The 17,219-nt window shown below is 39.3% G+C and carries 14 protein-coding genes; 8 read left to right on the forward strand and 6 right to left on the reverse strand.

From position 1 onward, the window contains the following. Window positions 1-11: 11 nt before the first annotated feature. The 3 genes from torA (at window position 12) to F8B77_RS07465 (ending at window position 6,640) form a co-directional block, all read left to right on the forward strand. On the forward strand, window positions 12-2,474 hold the full coding sequence (gene torA / locus F8B77_RS07455; protein ID WP_151654828.1) for a trimethylamine-N-oxide reductase TorA: 2,463 nt from the start codon (window positions 12-14) through the stop codon (window positions 2,472-2,474). Between the two features lie 259 nt (window positions 2,475-2,733). Further along, window positions 2,734-4,719, forward strand: a complete 1,986-nt coding sequence (locus tag F8B77_RS07460) for a methyl-accepting chemotaxis protein (protein ID WP_151654829.1) — start codon at window positions 2,734-2,736, stop codon at window positions 4,717-4,719. 181 nt (window positions 4,720-4,900) lie between these two features. Next, the gene (locus tag F8B77_RS07465; RefSeq protein WP_151654830.1) at window positions 4,901-6,640 is read left to right on the forward strand and encodes a glycoside hydrolase family 36 protein; all 1,740 of its coding nucleotides are present in this window, start codon (window positions 4,901-4,903) and stop codon (window positions 6,638-6,640) included. A gap of 132 nt (window positions 6,641-6,772) precedes the next feature. Here the strand turns inward: F8B77_RS07465 and F8B77_RS07470 are convergent, their stop codons facing one another. The 6 genes from F8B77_RS07470 to pspF form a co-directional block, all read right to left on the reverse strand. Next, window positions 6,773-7,597: a peptide ABC transporter ATP-binding protein gene (locus tag F8B77_RS07470; protein ID WP_151654831.1), complete on the reverse strand. Its 825-nt coding sequence runs from the start codon at window positions 7,595-7,597 to the stop codon at window positions 6,773-6,775. Next, window positions 7,581-8,594 (reverse strand): peptide ABC transporter ATP-binding protein, encoded by a 1,014-nt coding sequence (locus F8B77_RS07475; RefSeq protein WP_151654832.1) that lies wholly within the window; start codon window positions 8,592-8,594, stop codon window positions 7,581-7,583. Before F8B77_RS07475 ends, F8B77_RS07470 begins: the two co-directional genes overlap by 17 nt. Further along, window positions 8,594-9,481, reverse strand: coding sequence for a putrescine export ABC transporter permease SapC (gene sapC / locus F8B77_RS07480; protein ID WP_151654833.1), 888 nt, complete (start codon window positions 9,479-9,481; stop codon window positions 8,594-8,596). The genes F8B77_RS07475 and sapC overlap by 1 nt, the downstream gene beginning before the upstream one ends. Beyond that, window positions 9,468-10,430, reverse strand: a complete 963-nt coding sequence (locus F8B77_RS07485; protein WP_151654834.1) for an ABC transporter permease — start codon at window positions 10,428-10,430, stop codon at window positions 9,468-9,470. The genes sapC and F8B77_RS07485 overlap by 14 nt, the downstream gene beginning before the upstream one ends. Continuing rightward, window positions 10,430-12,055 carry an ABC transporter substrate-binding protein SapA gene (gene sapA, locus F8B77_RS07490; protein ID WP_151654835.1) on the reverse strand — a complete coding sequence of 542 codons (1,626 nt, stop codon included), beginning with the start codon at window positions 12,053-12,055 and terminating at the stop codon, window positions 10,430-10,432. Before sapA ends, F8B77_RS07485 begins: the two co-directional genes overlap by 1 nt. A gap of 85 nt (window positions 12,056-12,140) precedes the next feature. After that, window positions 12,141-13,157: a phage shock protein operon transcriptional activator gene (gene pspF, locus F8B77_RS07495; protein ID WP_151654836.1), complete on the reverse strand. Its 1,017-nt coding sequence runs from the start codon at window positions 13,155-13,157 to the stop codon at window positions 12,141-12,143. Window positions 13,158-13,349: 192 nt separating this feature from the next. On the opposite strand from pspF, the gene pspA reads away from it, so the two are divergent. From pspA to F8B77_RS07520, 5 genes are all read left to right on the forward strand, one after another. Continuing rightward, window positions 13,350-14,015 (forward strand): phage shock protein PspA, encoded by a 666-nt coding sequence (gene pspA, locus F8B77_RS07500; RefSeq protein WP_130047640.1) that lies wholly within the window; start codon window positions 13,350-13,352, stop codon window positions 14,013-14,015. 45 nt (window positions 14,016-14,060) lie between these two features. Next, complete coding sequence (gene pspB, locus F8B77_RS07505; RefSeq protein WP_130045394.1) at window positions 14,061-14,285, forward strand: envelope stress response membrane protein PspB; 225 nt, start codon at window positions 14,061-14,063, stop codon at window positions 14,283-14,285. Continuing rightward, entirely contained in the window at window positions 14,285-14,671 is a 387-nt protein-coding gene (gene pspC / locus F8B77_RS07510; RefSeq protein WP_130047641.1) for an envelope stress response membrane protein PspC, read from the forward strand. Before pspB ends, pspC begins: the two co-directional genes overlap by 1 nt. Before the next feature lie 88 nt (window positions 14,672-14,759). Continuing rightward, complete coding sequence (locus F8B77_RS07515) at window positions 14,760-16,157, forward strand: YcjX family GTP-binding protein (RefSeq protein ID WP_151654837.1); 1,398 nt, start codon at window positions 14,760-14,762, stop codon at window positions 16,155-16,157. After that, window positions 16,154-17,191 (forward strand): YcjF family protein, encoded by a 1,038-nt coding sequence (locus F8B77_RS07520; protein ID WP_151654838.1) that lies wholly within the window; start codon window positions 16,154-16,156, stop codon window positions 17,189-17,191. The genes F8B77_RS07515 and F8B77_RS07520 overlap by 4 nt, the downstream gene beginning before the upstream one ends. The last annotated feature ends 28 nt before the right edge of the window (window positions 17,192-17,219 follow it).

Below are 17,219 nucleotides of genomic sequence, written 5' to 3' on the forward strand. Positions count from 1 at the left end.
TAGATAGAATTATGTCTATTAGCAGAAGAAGTTTTCTAAAAGGTGTTGCAACAACAAGTGCAGTATCTTTAGTAGGTCCAAGCCTACTAATGTCTTCAAAAGCCAATGCTGCAGAAACAACTGGCACATGGCGTACATCTGGCTCACACTGGGGGGCGTTCCGTGCGCACATCTATGGTGGCAAAGTACAAGAAATTACAGCGCTAGAAATGGATAAGCATCCAACAGATATGTTGAATGGTATCAAAGGGATTATTTATAGCCCAAGCCGTGTACGTTACCCAATGGTACGTTTAGATTGGCTGAAAAAACATAAGTACTCAGCTGAGACTCGTGGTAACAACCGTTTTGTGCGTGTAACTTGGGATGAAGCGTTAGATTTATTCTACCGTGAGCTTGAGCGTGTTCAAAAAGACTACGGTCCATGGGCGCTTCATGCTGGTCAAACTGGTTGGAACCAAACAGGTTCTTTCCACAACTGTACTGCTCAAATGCAACGAGCTGTTGGTATGCATGGTAACTTCATCAAGAAAGTAGGCGACTACTCGACGGGGGCAGGTCAAACAATCATGCCTTATGTTCTTGGTTCTACAGAAGTATATGCACAAGGTACTTCTTGGTCTGAGATCATCGAGCATTCAGATAACATTATTTTATGGGCAACGGATCCAGTTAAAAACCTACAAGTAGGTTGGAACTGTGAGACTCATGAATCTTACGCATACCTTGAAAAGCTAAAAGAAAAAGTAGCTGCGGGTAAAGTAAATGTGCTTTCTGTTGATCCAGTTAAAAACAAAACACAGCGTTACCTACAAAATGACCACATGTACTTAAACCCACAAACTGATGTGGCGTTCATGCTGGCTGTGGCTTACACGCTATATACAGAGAACTTGTACGACAAAGCATTCATTGATACTTACTGCCTAGGCTTTGATGAGTTTATGCAATACGTGCTTGGTGAAACTAAAGATAAAGTAGTTAAAACTCCTGAGTGGGCTTCTGAAATCTGTGGCGTATCACCTGAGCAAATTCGTGATTTTGCAAAAATGATGGCAACTGGTCGTACACAGATCCTATTTGGATGGTGTATCCAGCGTCAGCAGCACGGTGAGCAACCATACTGGATGGGTACCGTTCTATCTGCAATGACTGGTCAAATTGGTCTTGCTGGTGGTGGTGTATCTTACAGTCACCACTACTCAAGTGTTGGTGTTCCTTCTACTGGTTTTGCTGGTCCTGGTGGCTTCCCACGTAACGTAGATCAAGGTCATGAGCCTAAGTGGAATAACAACGACTTCAATGGTTACAGCAATACTATTCCTGTAGCACGTTGGATCGACTGTCTATTAGAACCAGGTAAAGAGATCCGTTATAACGGTTCTAAAGTTGTACTGCCTGATTTCAAAATGATGGTTATTTCTGGTAACAACCCTTGGCATCACCACCAAGATCGTAACCGAATGAAGAGAGCATTCCAAAAACTTCAAACGGTTGTAACGATTGATTTTGCTTGGACGGCAACATGTCGTTTCTCTGATATTGTACTTCCAGCATGTACGCAATGGGAACGTAACGATATTGACCAATACGGTTCATACTCTGCACGTGGCTTGATTGCAATGCATAAGCTTGTAGATCCTTTATATCAATCAAGATCTGACTTTGAGATCATGACTGAACTGACTCGTCGTTTTGGCCGTCATAAAGAATATACTCGTGGTATGGATGAAATGGAGTGGGTTCGTTCACTTTATGCTGATTGTCGCACAGCAAACGAAGGCAAATTTGAGATGCCTGAATTTGATGAGTTCTGGGAAAAAGGTGTTCTAGACTTTGGTGAAGGTAAACCATGGGTTCGTCACGCTGACTTCCGTAAAGACCCTGAGGTTAATGCTCTAGGTACGCCTTCTGGTTTCATTGAAATCACAAGCCGTAAAATTGCACGTTTTGGCTACGAAGAATGTCAAGGTCACCCAATGTGGTTCGAGAAATCTGAACGTTCACATGGTGGTCCAGGTTCTAAAGAGCACCCATTCTGGATGCAATCTTGTCACCCTGACAAGCGTCTGCACTCACAAATGTGTGAATCTGAAGAGTTCCGTGCAACCTACGCTGTTCAAGGTCGTGAGCCGGTATACATTAACCCTCTAGATGCTAAAGAAAAAGGCATTAAAGATGGTGATTTAGTTCGCGTATTTAATGGCCGTGGTCAGCTTCTCGCTGGTGCTGTTCTGACTGATAGTTACCCTCGTGGTGTTATCCGTATTGAAGAAGGTGCATGGTACGGTCCATTAAATGAAAAAGTGGGCGCAATCTGTACTTATGGCGATCCAAATACACTAACACAAGATATTCCATCATCTGAACTTGCTCAGGCAACATCAGCGAATACATGTCTAGTTAACTTTGAGAAATTCAAAGGTAAAGTACCACCAGTAACTTCATTTGGTGGCCCAATTATTGTTGAATAAGACAATAAAAGTAAATTAATTTTAAAAGCACCTATATTTGGGTGCTTTTTTTATATATTCTTATTTTATATATTACAATCTCATATATTTAAAGGTTGCTAATATATAAAAACAATACTATTTTATAACAAGAGTATTCTGTTTTTTATTGATTTTAAATTAATTTAAAATCAATGTGATTTTGCTATGAGAAAATCAAAATATGTATTATCCTCTCGCCGAAAATTCACATAGGTGAAATCATTAGGATAATGCAAGAATGCTGCAAAAGTTACTTTCAAATTTAAAAACAAAATATCAAATATTAGTACCAGTCTTAGCTACTGTCGTAGTAATGATGCTTGCTATCTATTTAGTTAATTCAAAATTAGAATCAACAAACCGTAATGTTCAAATATCAGATTACCGAAGCTATCAACTAAGCAATGTCTCTATTGCTGAAGCGCAATTGTTGTTTCTTCGATTAAATGTATCTGCTACATTTACAAATCTTGAATCATTAAAAACAATCGATTTTGATGGCATTAATTCAGAGCTGAATTCTAATTTTGCTAATATGGTAAACCAACAACGAACGTTGCAAAATATGGGGGCCGCCGTTAAGTCTCCTGAGCAGCTTCAATCTGAATTGAATATATTGATATCTCAACTGAATGATTACAAAAAGCATTCAGATGAGATGATAAAATATAATGATAAAAAGATAAAAGAATGGGGCAATTCACTGTATCTAACGACACCTATTCAACAGGCAAGTGAGCTAATATTCTCACCATCACAAAGTGAAGAATCTCAGCTATATTGGGGAAAGGTACTGCCTGAAGTATACAATAAAGCAGGTAGCATCGAAATTCAGATGACTTCTTTGTTCAATGAAGACTTATATACATCGGTAAGTAAAACACCAAGAATAGACATCGTTAATAGAGACTTTGATACATTAGCTAAACTGATTGAACCATTAGAGAATGAAGAAGCCAAAAATATCCTTGCTTCTGCATTTAAATCTCAATCTGAAATTAATACGGTATTATGGAAGGCTACTGACCAAATAAATAAAAATAAGGAAGCATTAATCGACCTTGGAAATACAATGTATCAAGAATTGAATGATGAAAGAGTTCGTCTAACTAAGATGAATAGCAGTATTTCAGAACATAATATGGTATTAATTTCTGAAAGTCAGACTTTATTGTTAACTGCTCTAACGGTTACTGTAATCATTTCTTTAGTTATTGGTATTGTTATTGCTCAGATCGTAACTAAACCAATTTTAGTACTTCAAGAGCAGATGTCAGATATTTCAAATGGCCGTCTAGATTCATTGAATAATCAATCAAGTGACAATGAAATTGGTGAGCTATGTAAAAATACAGACAGCACAGTAGTTCGCTTACAAGATATGATTAGCAGTTTACGTAACGTTGGTGAAGAAGTGTCTTCATCGTCAACGGAACTCGCTGCAATTATGGTACAAAGTGAAGCGAATGCATCAGACCAAAAATCTCAAGTTGATTTGATTGCAACGGCAATTACTGAATTGGCTGCTTCTGCAAATCAAGTCGATGCATCTGCAAATCAAGCGGATATTAAAGCTAAAGAAGTATTAGGAATGAGCCGAGATGGCGCTCAATCTGCTGCAGAAGGGGTGAAATTAAGTCAAGATCTTGCGATTCAGATGGATGAAACCTCTTCTGAAGTAATGATACTGAAAGATCAAACGGATCGCATTAGTGAAGTGGTTACGGTTATCGATTCTATTTCTGAGCAAACGAATCTACTAGCATTAAACGCAGCGATTGAAGCGGCACGTGCTGGTGAGAGTGGTCGAGGTTTCGCGGTTGTTGCTGATGAAGTTCGCGTACTTGCTGCTAAGACTCAACAGTCAACTCAGAATATTCAAGATATCATTAATAACTTGCAGCAAAAATCATTGACTGTGGTTGATTCAGTTAATCAGTCTATTAATATGATTCATAAAACTGCTCAAATGAGTCTTGATACAAATAATCAATTATTAAGCATTTCTGATTCAATAGAGCTTATCTCTCAAACTAATGCCGAAATGGCAACAGCAGCCAATGAGCAAAGTAGAGCTATAGAGTCTATTAGTGAAAACGTTAATGTGATTACTGAGAGTATTAACCAGAACGTAGAAGGAATTAAAGAATCTGCGCAAGCTAGCCAGCATTTATCTGAACTTTCTGAAAACCAAAGAGAACAATTGTTATTCTTTAAAGTATAAATTTATTGATTAGTTTACCAAGTCAGTATTAATGATACTGGCTTGGTGTTTTTAATATTTAACCCCTCCAAACTCTCGCCCCTCATCTGTTATTGTTGCTTGTATCTTGAATAGTAGTATTCTATGGAATTGACACAGTTATCTGATTAATTTCGTTATAGAAACGAGTAGTAGGAAGTGCATGATGAACCCTTTATTTTTCTTATGCGGACAAGAAACTATTCCTGTTCAAGCTGATTTAGTTTATGAACTGCAAGACGACCAAGTTACTATGCGTTTTGCTGGCATTCATAACCTGCCTATTAATGATCATTATCTTGTTTTACAGTTCCCTACACAATTAGAGCATGATGCTAAGATTTTAGGCGATGGCTTTCAAATGCTATCTCAAACGGGTGGTCAGGTTAGTTCTCCTCAAGATATTGGCCGTTGTCCTGATAATAACGCCAGTTACCGTTTATATTCAGAAAAAGCCAAAAAACGTTTCTATAACTACTTAGTGATCGAGCAGTCAGACGGTTACTCTTTATTTGGGTTTACCTCATGTTATCGCTTTGCTGGATATTTTGAAATTCATCAACACCAAGGTGAAATGAACGTAATGGCATTTCTTGATGGGGAGCATACTCACCCTCAGGATTGGGCTAGCAATAAAATGGAAGCGGTTACTGTTATTCAAGCCGATTCACTTGATGCTTTATATGAACTTTATGCAGTAAAAATACAGCAACAGCACCCGATGAGAGCAGGAGTAAAACAAAGTGCGCCTGTTGGGTGGTGTTCATGGTACGCGTATTACGCTGATGTGACTGAGCAAAATGTTTTAGACAACCTTGAAGTAATGTGTAATGAGCAACCAGAGTTTGAATGGGTTTTACTTGATGATGGCTATCAAGCATTTATGGGGGATTGGTTATCACCGTCAAATAAATTCCCTAATGGCATTGAAAGCTTATTAGCGGCAATAAAAAGTAAAGGCAAAAAGCCAGCTATTTGGATTGCTCCATTTATTGCTCAACCAGAGTCAGAGATCTTTAAAAATCATCCAGATTGGTTTGTACGTCATGGAAACGGTGAGTTATTAAAAGCGGAAGATATCACTTATGGAGGTTGGCGTTGTACACCTTGGTATATTCTTGATACTTCAAAACAAGCCGTGCAGATTCATTTAACTGAAGTTATTCGAACCATGAGAGAGGAATGGGGAGTTGAACTTTTTAAATTGGATGCAAATTACTGGGGCTCATTAAAAGGTGTTCGTGTTCAGTCAGGGATCACAGGAATTGAAGCCTATCGTTTAGGTATGCAAGCCATTATTAATGGTGCTGGAGAGGCGTTAATTCTAGGGTGTAATGCGCCAATGTGGCCATCTTTAGGTCTTGTGGATGCAATGCGCGTCTCTGATGACGTAGAAAGAAAAGCCGAGCGATTTGAACAAATTGCAAAAGAAACATTTTATCGTAGTTGGCAGCATCGTAAATTATGGCAAATTGATCCTGATTGCATCACGTTAATTTCCTTACCTAATCAAGGGGCAGAACGAAAAGATTATGAATTTCACCGCAATGTGATCTTAGCCGCTGGCGGATTAGCCTTATCTGGAGACCCGTTACCTGAGTTGAATAACTTTGCGAAGAAGACATGGAAGAATCTATTGTCACGTCATCGCCTAACACAAGATTCAGCCCAGTTTAAATCATTATCGAATCGTCACTGTACACTTCGACTTAATCATCAGCATGAGCTCCATTGTGTCTTTAACTATGATGATGAGCCAATGGAGCACACGTTAGTGGCTGATCAACCTTCAATTTGGCGTGATTTTTGGACAGGTGAGCAATTGAATGAAGAGCCTGCGCAGATGTTATTGCTGACTTTAGAAAGTGGGTTAAGTAGCCGTGCAATCTTGGTATCTATCTAAATTAACAATACTGACTTATTGGTTTAATTTAAGTACATGAAAGATTTACTACTCGATTTTCTTATCCCGATTTGAGGTTACATAGTCCCATCTTTATTATTGGTAATAGAGATGGGATTTATTTAGTCTAATCTAGCACTCAATTTTAGGTGTCGCTGCACTAATACGCTGCTTTCTATCATGTGTAGGGGCATCAAAATGGCTCGCTAAAAGACGCTGTGTAATAGAGTGTTGAGGGTTTGCAAAGATCTCTTGGGTTGGACCTTTTTCTACCACTTCCCCTTCATGCATCACCATTACTTTGTCAGTAATATGTTTTACTACACCAATATGTTGCGATACGTAGATAAATGAAATAGCCATCTCTTGTTGAAGCTCTAAAAACAAGTTAATGATTTGAGAGCGCATCGCCATATCGAGTCCATTCAAGGCTTCATCTGCCACAATAATAGACGGTTGTAAGATTAAAGCTCGAGCCAAACAGACCCGCTGTTTTTGGCCTGTCGCCAGCATTTGTGGGTAGAAGTAAGCATGTTCAGGTAACAATCCAACACGTTGGAGAGTATCTTTAACTCGGCGCTCTCTTGCTTCTGGAGGCATGCTGGTATTACGCTTCAATGGGCCTTCTAGAATACGGCCTATTTGAATTCGAGGATTTAACGACGAGTTAGGATCCTGAAAAATCATACGTATCAGTTTACAACGAGTTTGAAAATTTTTGTAATCTAAAACCTCACCATTAACTTTAATTGTGCCAGAAGTAGGTTCAACGACACCTGCAAGCATTCTTGCTAATGTTGATTTACCTGAGCCGTTCGCACCAATAAAACCTATTGTTTGTCCCGCTTCTAATGAAAAGCTGACGGGTTTAACCGCTTCTCGTACTTGCTTGCGAAACAACCCAGTACGAAAAACGTAATCTTTTTTAAGATCAGTGACCTCAAGAAGCGCAGTCATTCTTCTTCTCCTCAAAGTTTAATGGGAAATGGCAGCTAAATTTGTGATCTTTCACTTTACGACCTTCTGGGACTTGCACGCATTTTCTTTGAGCATAAGGACAACGAGGACCTAAACGACAGCCGATAGGTAAATGTTGTAATGGTGGAATTGTTCCAGGTAATGATTCTAACTTGGCTTTATGAGGGATCCCATCTTTGCTAAAATCAGGCATGGCCCTTAGAAGTGCATTAGTATAAGGATGTTTTGGCGCTTCCAAAATATCCTTACGACAAGCAGACTCAACCGATTGACCGCAGTACATTACGGTGATTCTATCTACCCATTGGGTTAAGGTGATTAAATCATGACTGATCAAAAGAATCGTGGTGTTATTAACTTGATTCATGCGGCTTAATAAACGGAATATTTGTGACTGGGTTACGGCATCCAATTCATCGGTTGGTTCATCAGCAATTAAGATACGAGGCTTATTGGCAATAGCCATAGCGATCATTACTTTTTGACACTCACCATCTGTTAACTCATATGGATAACATTTCATGATGCGTTTATGATCTTTGATCCCTACTTTATGAAGTAGAGCAATAGCGCCTTTAGTCCGCCAATTCCAACGCTGCCACCAACTACCAGTAAAGTATTTTGATGGGATCGCTTCTTTTAATTGGTTACCGACTTGCTCTGATGGATCTAGACAGGTCGACGGTTCTTGGAAGATCATCGCCATTTCACGCCCAATCACTCGGCGGCGTTCTTTTGGTGACAATGCAAGAAGGTCAATATTACCTAATCGCATTCTATCAGCACTGATCTTCCAGTTATCTTTGGTGATGCCTAAAATTGCTTTAGCGACAAGAGACTTACCTGAACCTGATTCACCTACCAGCCCGCGAATTTCACCTTCATTAAGTGTTAGGCTCATACGCTCGACAGCTTTTACCATACCTTGAGGTGTTTCAAGCTCAATGGTTAAGTGACGAATATCTAATAAAGGCATTACTCTGTCCCCGCATTTAATGCACGCTGAATACCATCACCAACTAAATTAATGATAATAACCGTAAAGGTAATGACGATGCCAGGTAACGTTACTGTCCACGGAGCGGTATAAATTAACTCAATAGAGTCGCCTAACATTGCTCCCCATTCAGGACTTGGTGCTTGTGCGCCTAAACCGAGAAAACCGAGAGCAGTAATATCTAAAATAGCCACTGAAATCGCTAATGTCATTTCTGCGACGATAACAATGAGAATATTTGGTAATACAGAATTCCACAGAAGGTAAAAGTCGTTCGCACCATCAAGTCGAGCTGCAAGGACATAATCTTTTTCTACCTCATTATGAACCGCGGTGTATACAGCGCGAATGAAACGAGGAATGAGAGCTAACCAGATTGCTAATAAAATATTAAATTCTCCAAATCCTAAGAAAGCCACAAAAATAATAGCGAGCAATAGGGAAGGGATAAAGAGAATGATATCTAATAGGTGATTTAAAGCACTCGATAATAGTCCTTTAGTCATACCCGCAAAAATGCCAATGGTGCAACCTACAATACCAGAGAATAGCGCTACAATTACAGCGTAACCAAAAGTTAGTTTTGAGCCCATTAATAAGCGAGAGAGAATATCTCGCCCTAAATCATCGGTACCTAAGAAAAAGGCGACATCTCCTTCTGCACTCCATGATGGAGGCATTAATAGATTATCTGATTGCCACTGAGGATCATAAGGGCTTAACCATGGTGAAGTGATGGTTATTATAATAATTAATAATAAGCACCAAAATCCAAACATAGCTAAGGAATTTGATCGAAAACTTAACCAAAAACGTTCCATTTGCGTTGGAATATGTTCTTCTTGATAAACGCTATTTGAGAGCATAGAACTCTTTCCTTACTAATGGGTTTACTGCTGCACCTAATAAATCAGATAGGACATTTGCGAATAAAATAAATGAAGCAACAGTAATTACCCCTGCTTGAACAGCAACAAAATCTTGATTAATAATAGCATCCAAAAGCCAGCGACCAATACCAGGCCAGTTAAAAATAGATTCAGTTAAAATAGCTGCAGTAAATAGGCCTGATAGCTGTATACCTAGTTTTGGAATGATGGGCGGTAATGCATTACGAATAATGTGTTTAATCATGATTTGAAATTTAGACAGCCCTTTTGTATGAGCGACTTTAATGTAATTTTGAGTAATTACCGTGGAAACAGAAGAGCGCATCAAGCGAATGACTTCTGTCATTGGGGCGATTGAAAGCACCAACGTAGGTAATATTAAGTGCTGAATAATGTTTTCGAGCATTTCGGCACGGTACGGAGAGTTAGAAGCTAATACATCGATAAAGGCAAACCCTGTTTTAGTATCAAATTCATACAGCAAACTGTAACGACCAGAAACAGGAGTAATACCAAGCTGCAAGCTAAAAAACATCAGTAATATTAATGCTATCCAAAACAAAGGCATAGCGTAGCCAAGTAAAGCAATGGATGAAATAAAGGTATCCATTGGTTTACCTTGACGCATACCTGCAATGGTCCCAACAGGGGTCCCTATGATAAGGGCGATAAAAAAGGCAAAGAAGCACAATTCGATGGTAGCAGGGAAAACACGCAAAATTTCATCTAGCATATTTACACCGTATTCATTCACCCCAAGATTTCCGCTAGTTAGCTGACCTAAGTAGTTGAACCACCCAGAGAAGAAAGAGGTTTGTGACCATGCAGAGCTATCGTCAAGACGTAGAATATTGAAACCGATTAAGGTTAGGATCAATAGCGTAACAATGAATAAATTAAAACGTCGTATCGTGTAAATCCACATTATATCTCCTCCTTAATTCTGATAATGTTATGGAATGGATAGGTATTGAATGGACTTAATGTAAAACCGTGTAACGAAGATTGGTTCGCTTGATATTTTACGCCATGTGCTAATGGTATTATTGGCATTTCTTCGCTCAATAGATTTTGGATCTGACGATATAAGTTAATACGATAGCGAGGTTGATTAGTTTCTTTTGCTAAATCAAGCAAGAAATCAAACTCCTCATTACACCAATTGGCAACACCGAATCCCGCTTGTTTTGCGTCACACGAAAGCAATGGGCGAAGCATAGTATCAGGGTCTGAGCTGTTAGCATTCCAGCCAGTTAATACTAAATCGATGTTATTTTCTGCGAGTTCATTACGGTTTAACAAATCGCTAGTAATTAATTTAAGCTTAATCCCGATGTCTGCAAAATTGTTCTGAATGATTTCAGCTGACTTTTTAGGACTTGGATTATAAGAGTTATTATCAAGAGGCACCCACATCGTCAGTTCAATTTCATCTTCTATACCAGCTTCACGTAATAATCCTTTTGCATAATTTAGATTATAGCGAATAAAAGAGCTGTCATTACCATAAGCCCAAGAAGCAGGAGGTAAGATCGACTTTGCCTCAATACCTGAATTATAGTAAACCGAGTTAATTAAGCTTGAACGGTCAATCGCAAAATTGAGGGCTTTACGCACGCGTTGATCTTGTAATAATGGGTTTTCTGTATTGATAGCAATAAAAGCAACGTTAGTTGCTGTTTGTGAATACAAAGTCAATTCGTCATTTTCAATAATAATAGGTAATTGACTGGATATAGGGTTTGCTACCACATCACACTCTTGGCGCAATAGTTTTGCTAATGAACCTGTCCCTCTACTTGATATATCAAATACCACTTGCGACATCTTAGCCTTACCTTGCCAGTAGTTGTCGTGTCGTTTTAAACGCACCATTTCACTTTTTTGAAATTGCGCCAGTTTAAAAGGACCAGTACCGACAGGCAGTGAATCAACTAGGTTTTTATCGTCAGAGGCCGCAAGTTGCTGGGCATATTCTTTGGAGAGAATAACCGCGTAAGAGGTTGCTAAAGAAGATAAAAAGGTATTATCAGGTGAAGAAAGCGTGAATTGAACCTGATGCGGGTTAATGGCTTCTATTGAGGTCACTGTTTGAGGGAAATTGATACTATCAAACCATGGGTAATGCCCTGAATTGACATTGTGATATGAATTATCAGGGTTTATTATGCGCTCAAAACTAAAAACAACGTCATTCGCATTTAAAAAGCGTGTTGGTGTAAATAAGTCAGTAGTATGAAATGCAACGTTAGGTTGTAAAGTAAAAGTGTAAACCGTTCCTGTCTTATCAACTTGCCATTCGCTTGCTAAATTTGGCGATGGCTTTTGCGTAACAGGATCAATAATAAGCAGGCGATCATAGATCTGAGCGCTAACGGCTTCAAGAATGCTGTTTTCATCAGAGATTTGTGGATTAAAAGTATCCAGATTTCCTGACTCACAGTAAACGAACCCTGTTTCATGGATTGTTTGTTTAATCCCCGCATCATAACAACCCACAAGACTAAATAATCCTGTTGCAGTTATGAGTATGCGCGCAATAATTTTCATAATGACCGCAGCTTTTTATCGATTTTAATTAATGAACCTGCCATTTTATACCCAAGTGACTGGTTCTGCACTTAAATATCTAAGATTATCCCTTGATTGTGGTCAAGAGTTGGTGCTTTTTCAATAATCCACGAAATTGATGGTAAGTAATGCCTAATTCTTCAGCGGCTTTTCGTTGATGATGTTGTGATTTTAATAGCGCTTGTTCAAGTAGTGCTTTTTCTTGCTCTATTTGAAATTGTTTTAAATTCAATGGCAGCGATATAGCCTGCTCTTCTCTTTCTTGAACATTGAGTATAGTTGAAGGAGAAGAGGTTAACTGAGAGTCTGCCCATGGAGAAACAAAAGGGTTGAGCTGAATTGACTCGATTTGAGCCTCTTCATGATTATGCTTAAACACGGCTCTTTCAATACAGTTTCTTAACTCACGGACGTTACCGGGCCAGTCATAACCTAAGATTTGATGCTGAGCATAACGTGAAAATCCTGCAAAATACGTTAAGTTCATTTCTTGGCACATCTTTATGGCAAAATGTTCGGCAAGTAACAGTACGTCTTGCTCTCGGTATCGTAGCGGGGGTAAATGAATCACATCAAAAGATAATCGATCTAATAAATCAGCTCTAAATTTATTTTCTGCTATTAAGTCTTGCGGGTTTTGGTTGGTCGCACAAATCAAGCGAACGTCTGCTTTTAAGGTTTGAGATCCACCAACGCGTTCATATTCACCATACTCAATCACTCGAAGCAACTTTTCTTGTACGGTTAAAGGCGCGGTTCCTAGTTCATCTAAAAAGAGGGAACCACCATCAGCACGTTCGAATCGACCTTGATGACGCTGTTTTGCTCCTGTAAATGAGCCTGCGTCATGACCAAAAAGTTCAGAATCTAATGTGCCAGAGCTTAAGGCGGCACAGTTTAAACTCACTAGTGGCTCATCCCATCGCTTTGATAGAAAGTGAAGTCGTTGAGCAATTAACTCTTTCCCGGTTCCGCGTTCACCAAGAATTAGGATTGGTCTATCTATCGTCGCCAATTGAGATGCCTGGTCTAACGCAGATAAAAACGCATCCGATTCGCCGATTAAGCTGTCTTTTCTCATGCTTTACCTTAACTTAACTGGTCAATGTTGCTAAAAAATGGTCATTTTAATCATAGCTTAAAATAGTGCGCCCGTCGATTTATTGTAAGTCATTGACTTTTAATGAGTTAAAACTTGGCATATATTGTGTATTGGTCATAGTAGAGATTAAAAATAGTTATCTAAATTGATATTAATTGAGAGGAATAAATTATGGGTATTTTTTCACGCTTTGCAGACATCGTTAATGCCAATGTAACTTCTTTACTGGATAAAGCCGAAAATCCAGAAAAAATGATCCGTTTAATCATTCAAGAGATGGAAGACACATTAGTTGAAGTTCGAACTGCATCAGCAAAAGCAATCGCAGATAAAAAAGAGCTGACACGCAAAATTGGTTCAATTGAAGCGCAAGTGATCGATTGGCAAGAAAAGGCAAGTTTAGCCTTAGTTAAACAACGTGAAGACTTAGCGCGTTCAGCATTGATTGAAAAACAAAAAGTACAAGACGTACTATCAAGCCTAAAAACAGAATTCATCCTTGTAGAAGAAAGCATTGAGAAGCTGACCACAGAATTAACTGAGTTAGAGACTAAACTGACTGAAACTCGTGCGCGTCAACAAGCCTTAGTGATCCGTCAACAAACAGCGCAGCATCGTAACGACATTAAAGCGCATACGCATTCAGGTAAAACAGAACGTGCAATGGCAAAGTTTGAACAATATGAGCGTCGTATTGACGAATTGGACGCAAAGGCAGACACTTACTCAATGGGTAAAGCAAACTCACTAGAACAAGAATTTGCAGAGCTGCAAGCGCAAGATGAAATTGAAAAAGAATTAGAGCGCCTAAAAGAACAAATGAAGAAAGACGCATAATAGATTACAAGAATTGATCGAATTTGAATTACTAAGGAGAAAACAATGAGCGGCTTTTTTGCTTTCCCATTGGTCATATTTTTTATTTTTGTTGCACCGTTATGGCTGTTTTTACATTACCGAAGTAAAGGAAAAACAGCGCAAGGTTTGTCACAAGAAGATACACAGTTATTAAAAGCGATGACAGAGCGTGCGGATAAAATGCAACGTCGTGTTGAAACATTAGAGAAAATTCTGGATGCAGAATCCCCAAGTTGGAGGGAGCGCTAATGTCAAAAGAACTGTATAGAGATACTCGAAACGGAAAAATTGGTGGTGTTTGTGCAGGTATTGCACAGTACTTTGGTATTGAGCCGTGGATAGTACGTATTTTAGTAGTATCTGCCGCGTTATTCAGTGCGGGTTTTCTTGTTATGCTGGCGTACTTTGCAGCCATGTTGTTTTTAGATAAAGCACCAGTTGAAATGTACTACCGCACAGAAGAAAAACGCGAGCACACAGTAAAAAGTAAACCATGGCAAGCGGGTCAATCAGCATCAGAAGTGATTAAGCGTGTTGATAAAGACATGGCCAGAATGGAAGAGAAGATCCGCCGAATGGAAGGGTATGTTACTTCTTCGGAATACAAGGTTCGCCGCGAATTTCGTAACCTTTAATTAAGCAATAACTAAGACCTTGTTCATGGGGTGTTCAGATTCAGTTCTGTACACTCCATTTGTTGTTTGTAGAAAGAGAGAAATATGAATGAGTAGATTAACCAAAGAAATGAATAAATTAGTTAGCCGAAGCATGGATCGCCACGTCAAATTGGCGGTTACAGGGCTATCGCGCGCAGGTAAGACGGCGTTTATTACCTCTTTGGTTAATCAGTGCTTACATGCCGCTTCAAGCGATAAATTACCTTTATTATCAGTGACTCGTGAAGGGCGAATGATTGGTGCGAAACGCATACCGCAATCAAATCTTTCTATTCCTAGTTTTACATATGATGAAGGGATGGATTCATTACTTGCTGAGCCGCCAACCTGGCCTGAACCTACACGGGATGTGAGTGAATTACGTTTAGCTATTAAATTTAAACCTAAATCGGGTGTGTTAAAACATTTGCAAGACAGCGCGACTTTATACGTTGATATTGTCGATTATCCGGGAGAGTGGCTATTGGATCTTCCATTACTGGATATGGATTATCTTGAATGGTCAAAGCAACAGCAGGTTAACTTAACTGGACATAGAAAAATACTCTCTGAAGCATGGCTAAAAGAGGCGAAAAAGTTAGATCCTTTAGCGCCAGTCGATGAAAAACAAATCAGTCATATTGCAGAGTTATTTACTCAGTATCTTCATAGCTGTAAAGATTCTCAGGGTCTGCACTGGGTACAACCGGGGCGTTTTGTATTACCTGGAGAACTAGCGGGTGCACCGGTCTTGCAGTTTTTCCCATTTATGTTTTTGCATAAATACACAGAAGAAGAGCTAGCAAAAGCGAAGAAAGATTCGAATATTTCGATACTAAAAAAACGCTATAAACATTATCAACAGCACGTTGTGAAGAAGTTTTATAACGACCATTTTAGACATTTTGATCGCCAAATTGTCTTGGTCGACTGTTTACAGCCATTAAATGCAGGTGAACAGTCATTTAATGATATGCGCCAAGCGGTTGATCAACTGATGCACAGCTTTCAATATGGTAAAAGTTCGATGTTAAAACGTCTGTTTTCGCCAAAAATTGATAAGGTACTATTTGCGGCAACCAAGGCTGATCATGTGACACCAGAGCAACACCCAAACATGGTTTTGTTACTGCAACAGATGATCCATCAAACATGGCAAGAAACGGCGTATGAAGGCATCAAGATGGAGTGCATGAGTATTGCGTCTATTCAAGCGACTACGGCGGGAATGATTGATGAAAATGGTGAGCTATTTTCTGCTATTTCAGGAGTAAGCTCTGAGCAGCAGCCATTAATGATGTTTCCGGGCGAAGTGCCAAAACGTATACCAAGTAAAGCCTATTGGGAAACAGAACCGTTTAACTTTATGAGTTTTCAACCGTTGCACAATGAGAATGACAAACCGCTGCAACACATCCGAATGGATAAGGCGATGCAGTTCTTGCTAGGAGATAAATTAGTATGAGTGAGTTAAAAAAACAGCGTATCTTTCAAGCCTCGTCTCAAGAACTGGAGCAAGATAGCGAACCCCTTGATAACCTGCAAACTCAAAAGCTATTTGAAGAGAGTGTTAAATTTGTTCCTCAAGCTATCGAAGAAGAGGAACTTGATGGTGTGGATATTGAAACGCCATTAATCAAAAAGAAAACCCATTGGAGTATTAAAACTCTGATTGGTGGTTTCCTTGGTTTAACGGTGTGGCAAAGTGTTGATCATGTCATTACTGCAATCCAATCGGCTGATTTTCTGTCATTAGGCTGGGCAGGGTTAATTAGCCTTGCAGCAATCATGGGGGTTACTGCTATTGGTCGTGAATTATGGACATTGCGTAAACTTAAAAACCGAGCTGAAATTCAACATCAAGTAACTGAATTGGTTGAAGGCAATGGTATTGGTCAGGCAAAACCGTTCTGTGAAGCATTAGCTAAGAAAGGAGCGACGGCGAATACGGCAGAATATACGCGCTGGAAGAATAGTATCGAATCGCATCATAATAACGCTGAAGTATTTGAAATGTATGACAGCATGGTGGTAGCTGAGCATGATAAACGCGCAAGAGCTTTAATCAGTAAACACGCAGGTGAGTCAGCATTAATGGTGGCATTAAGCCCATTAGCTGTCGTTGATATGTTACTGGTTGCATGGCGTAACATTCGATTAATCGAGCAAGTTTCTCAAGTGTACGGAGTAGAGCTTGGTTACTGGGGACGTTTACGTTTGTTCAAAATGGTTTTGCAAAACATGGCTTTTGCCGGGGCAACAGAAATGGCGACCGATGTTGGTGTGGATATGTTATCAACGGGGTTGGCAGGCAAGCTCTCTACTCGTGCAGCACAAGGATTGGGGATTGGTTTATTAACGGCCCGTTTTGGATTAAGAACAATGAGTCTAATGCGTCCATTACCATGGCAAGTGGGTGAAGCACCAAAGCTGTCGGATATGCGTAAAACCATCATTAGTCAATTAGCGTCTAAATTGGGTTCTCAGCATAAAAATTAATCCATACAGATAACATTCTTATAAAAAT

It is taken from the genome of Aliivibrio finisterrensis (assembly GCF_008933155.1).
Classification (GTDB): domain Bacteria; phylum Pseudomonadota; class Gammaproteobacteria; order Enterobacterales; family Vibrionaceae; genus Aliivibrio; species Aliivibrio finisterrensis.

Coding starts and splice junctions, on each gene's coding strand:
- torA (WP_151654828.1), top strand. CDS start 12: ATGTCTATTAGCAGAAGAAGTTTTCTAAAAGGTGTTGCAACAACAAGT.
- F8B77_RS07460 (WP_151654829.1), top strand. CDS start 2,734: ATGCTGCAAAAGTTACTTTCAAATTTAAAAACAAAATATCAAATATTA.
- F8B77_RS07465 (WP_151654830.1), top strand. CDS start 4,901: ATGATGAACCCTTTATTTTTCTTATGCGGACAAGAAACTATTCCTGTT.
- F8B77_RS07470 (WP_151654831.1), bottom strand. CDS start 7,597: ATGACTGCGCTTCTTGAGGTCACTGATCTTAAAAAAGATTACGTTTTT.
- F8B77_RS07475 (WP_151654832.1), bottom strand. CDS start 8,594: ATGCCTTTATTAGATATTCGTCACTTAACCATTGAGCTTGAAACACCT.
- sapC (WP_151654833.1), bottom strand. CDS start 9,481: ATGCTCTCAAATAGCGTTTATCAAGAAGAACATATTCCAACGCAAATG.
- F8B77_RS07485 (WP_151654834.1), bottom strand. CDS start 10,430: ATGTGGATTTACACGATACGACGTTTTAATTTATTCATTGTTACGCTA.
- sapA (WP_151654835.1), bottom strand. CDS start 12,055: ATGAAAATTATTGCGCGCATACTCATAACTGCAACAGGATTATTTAGT.
- pspF (WP_151654836.1), bottom strand. CDS start 13,157: ATGAGAAAAGACAGCTTAATCGGCGAATCGGATGCGTTTTTATCTGCG.
- pspA (WP_130047640.1), top strand. CDS start 13,350: ATGGGTATTTTTTCACGCTTTGCAGACATCGTTAATGCCAATGTAACT.
- pspB (WP_130045394.1), top strand. CDS start 14,061: ATGAGCGGCTTTTTTGCTTTCCCATTGGTCATATTTTTTATTTTTGTT.
- pspC (WP_130047641.1), top strand. CDS start 14,285: ATGTCAAAAGAACTGTATAGAGATACTCGAAACGGAAAAATTGGTGGT.
- F8B77_RS07515 (WP_151654837.1), top strand. CDS start 14,760: ATGAGTAGATTAACCAAAGAAATGAATAAATTAGTTAGCCGAAGCATG.
- F8B77_RS07520 (WP_151654838.1), top strand. CDS start 16,154: ATGAGTGAGTTAAAAAAACAGCGTATCTTTCAAGCCTCGTCTCAAGAA.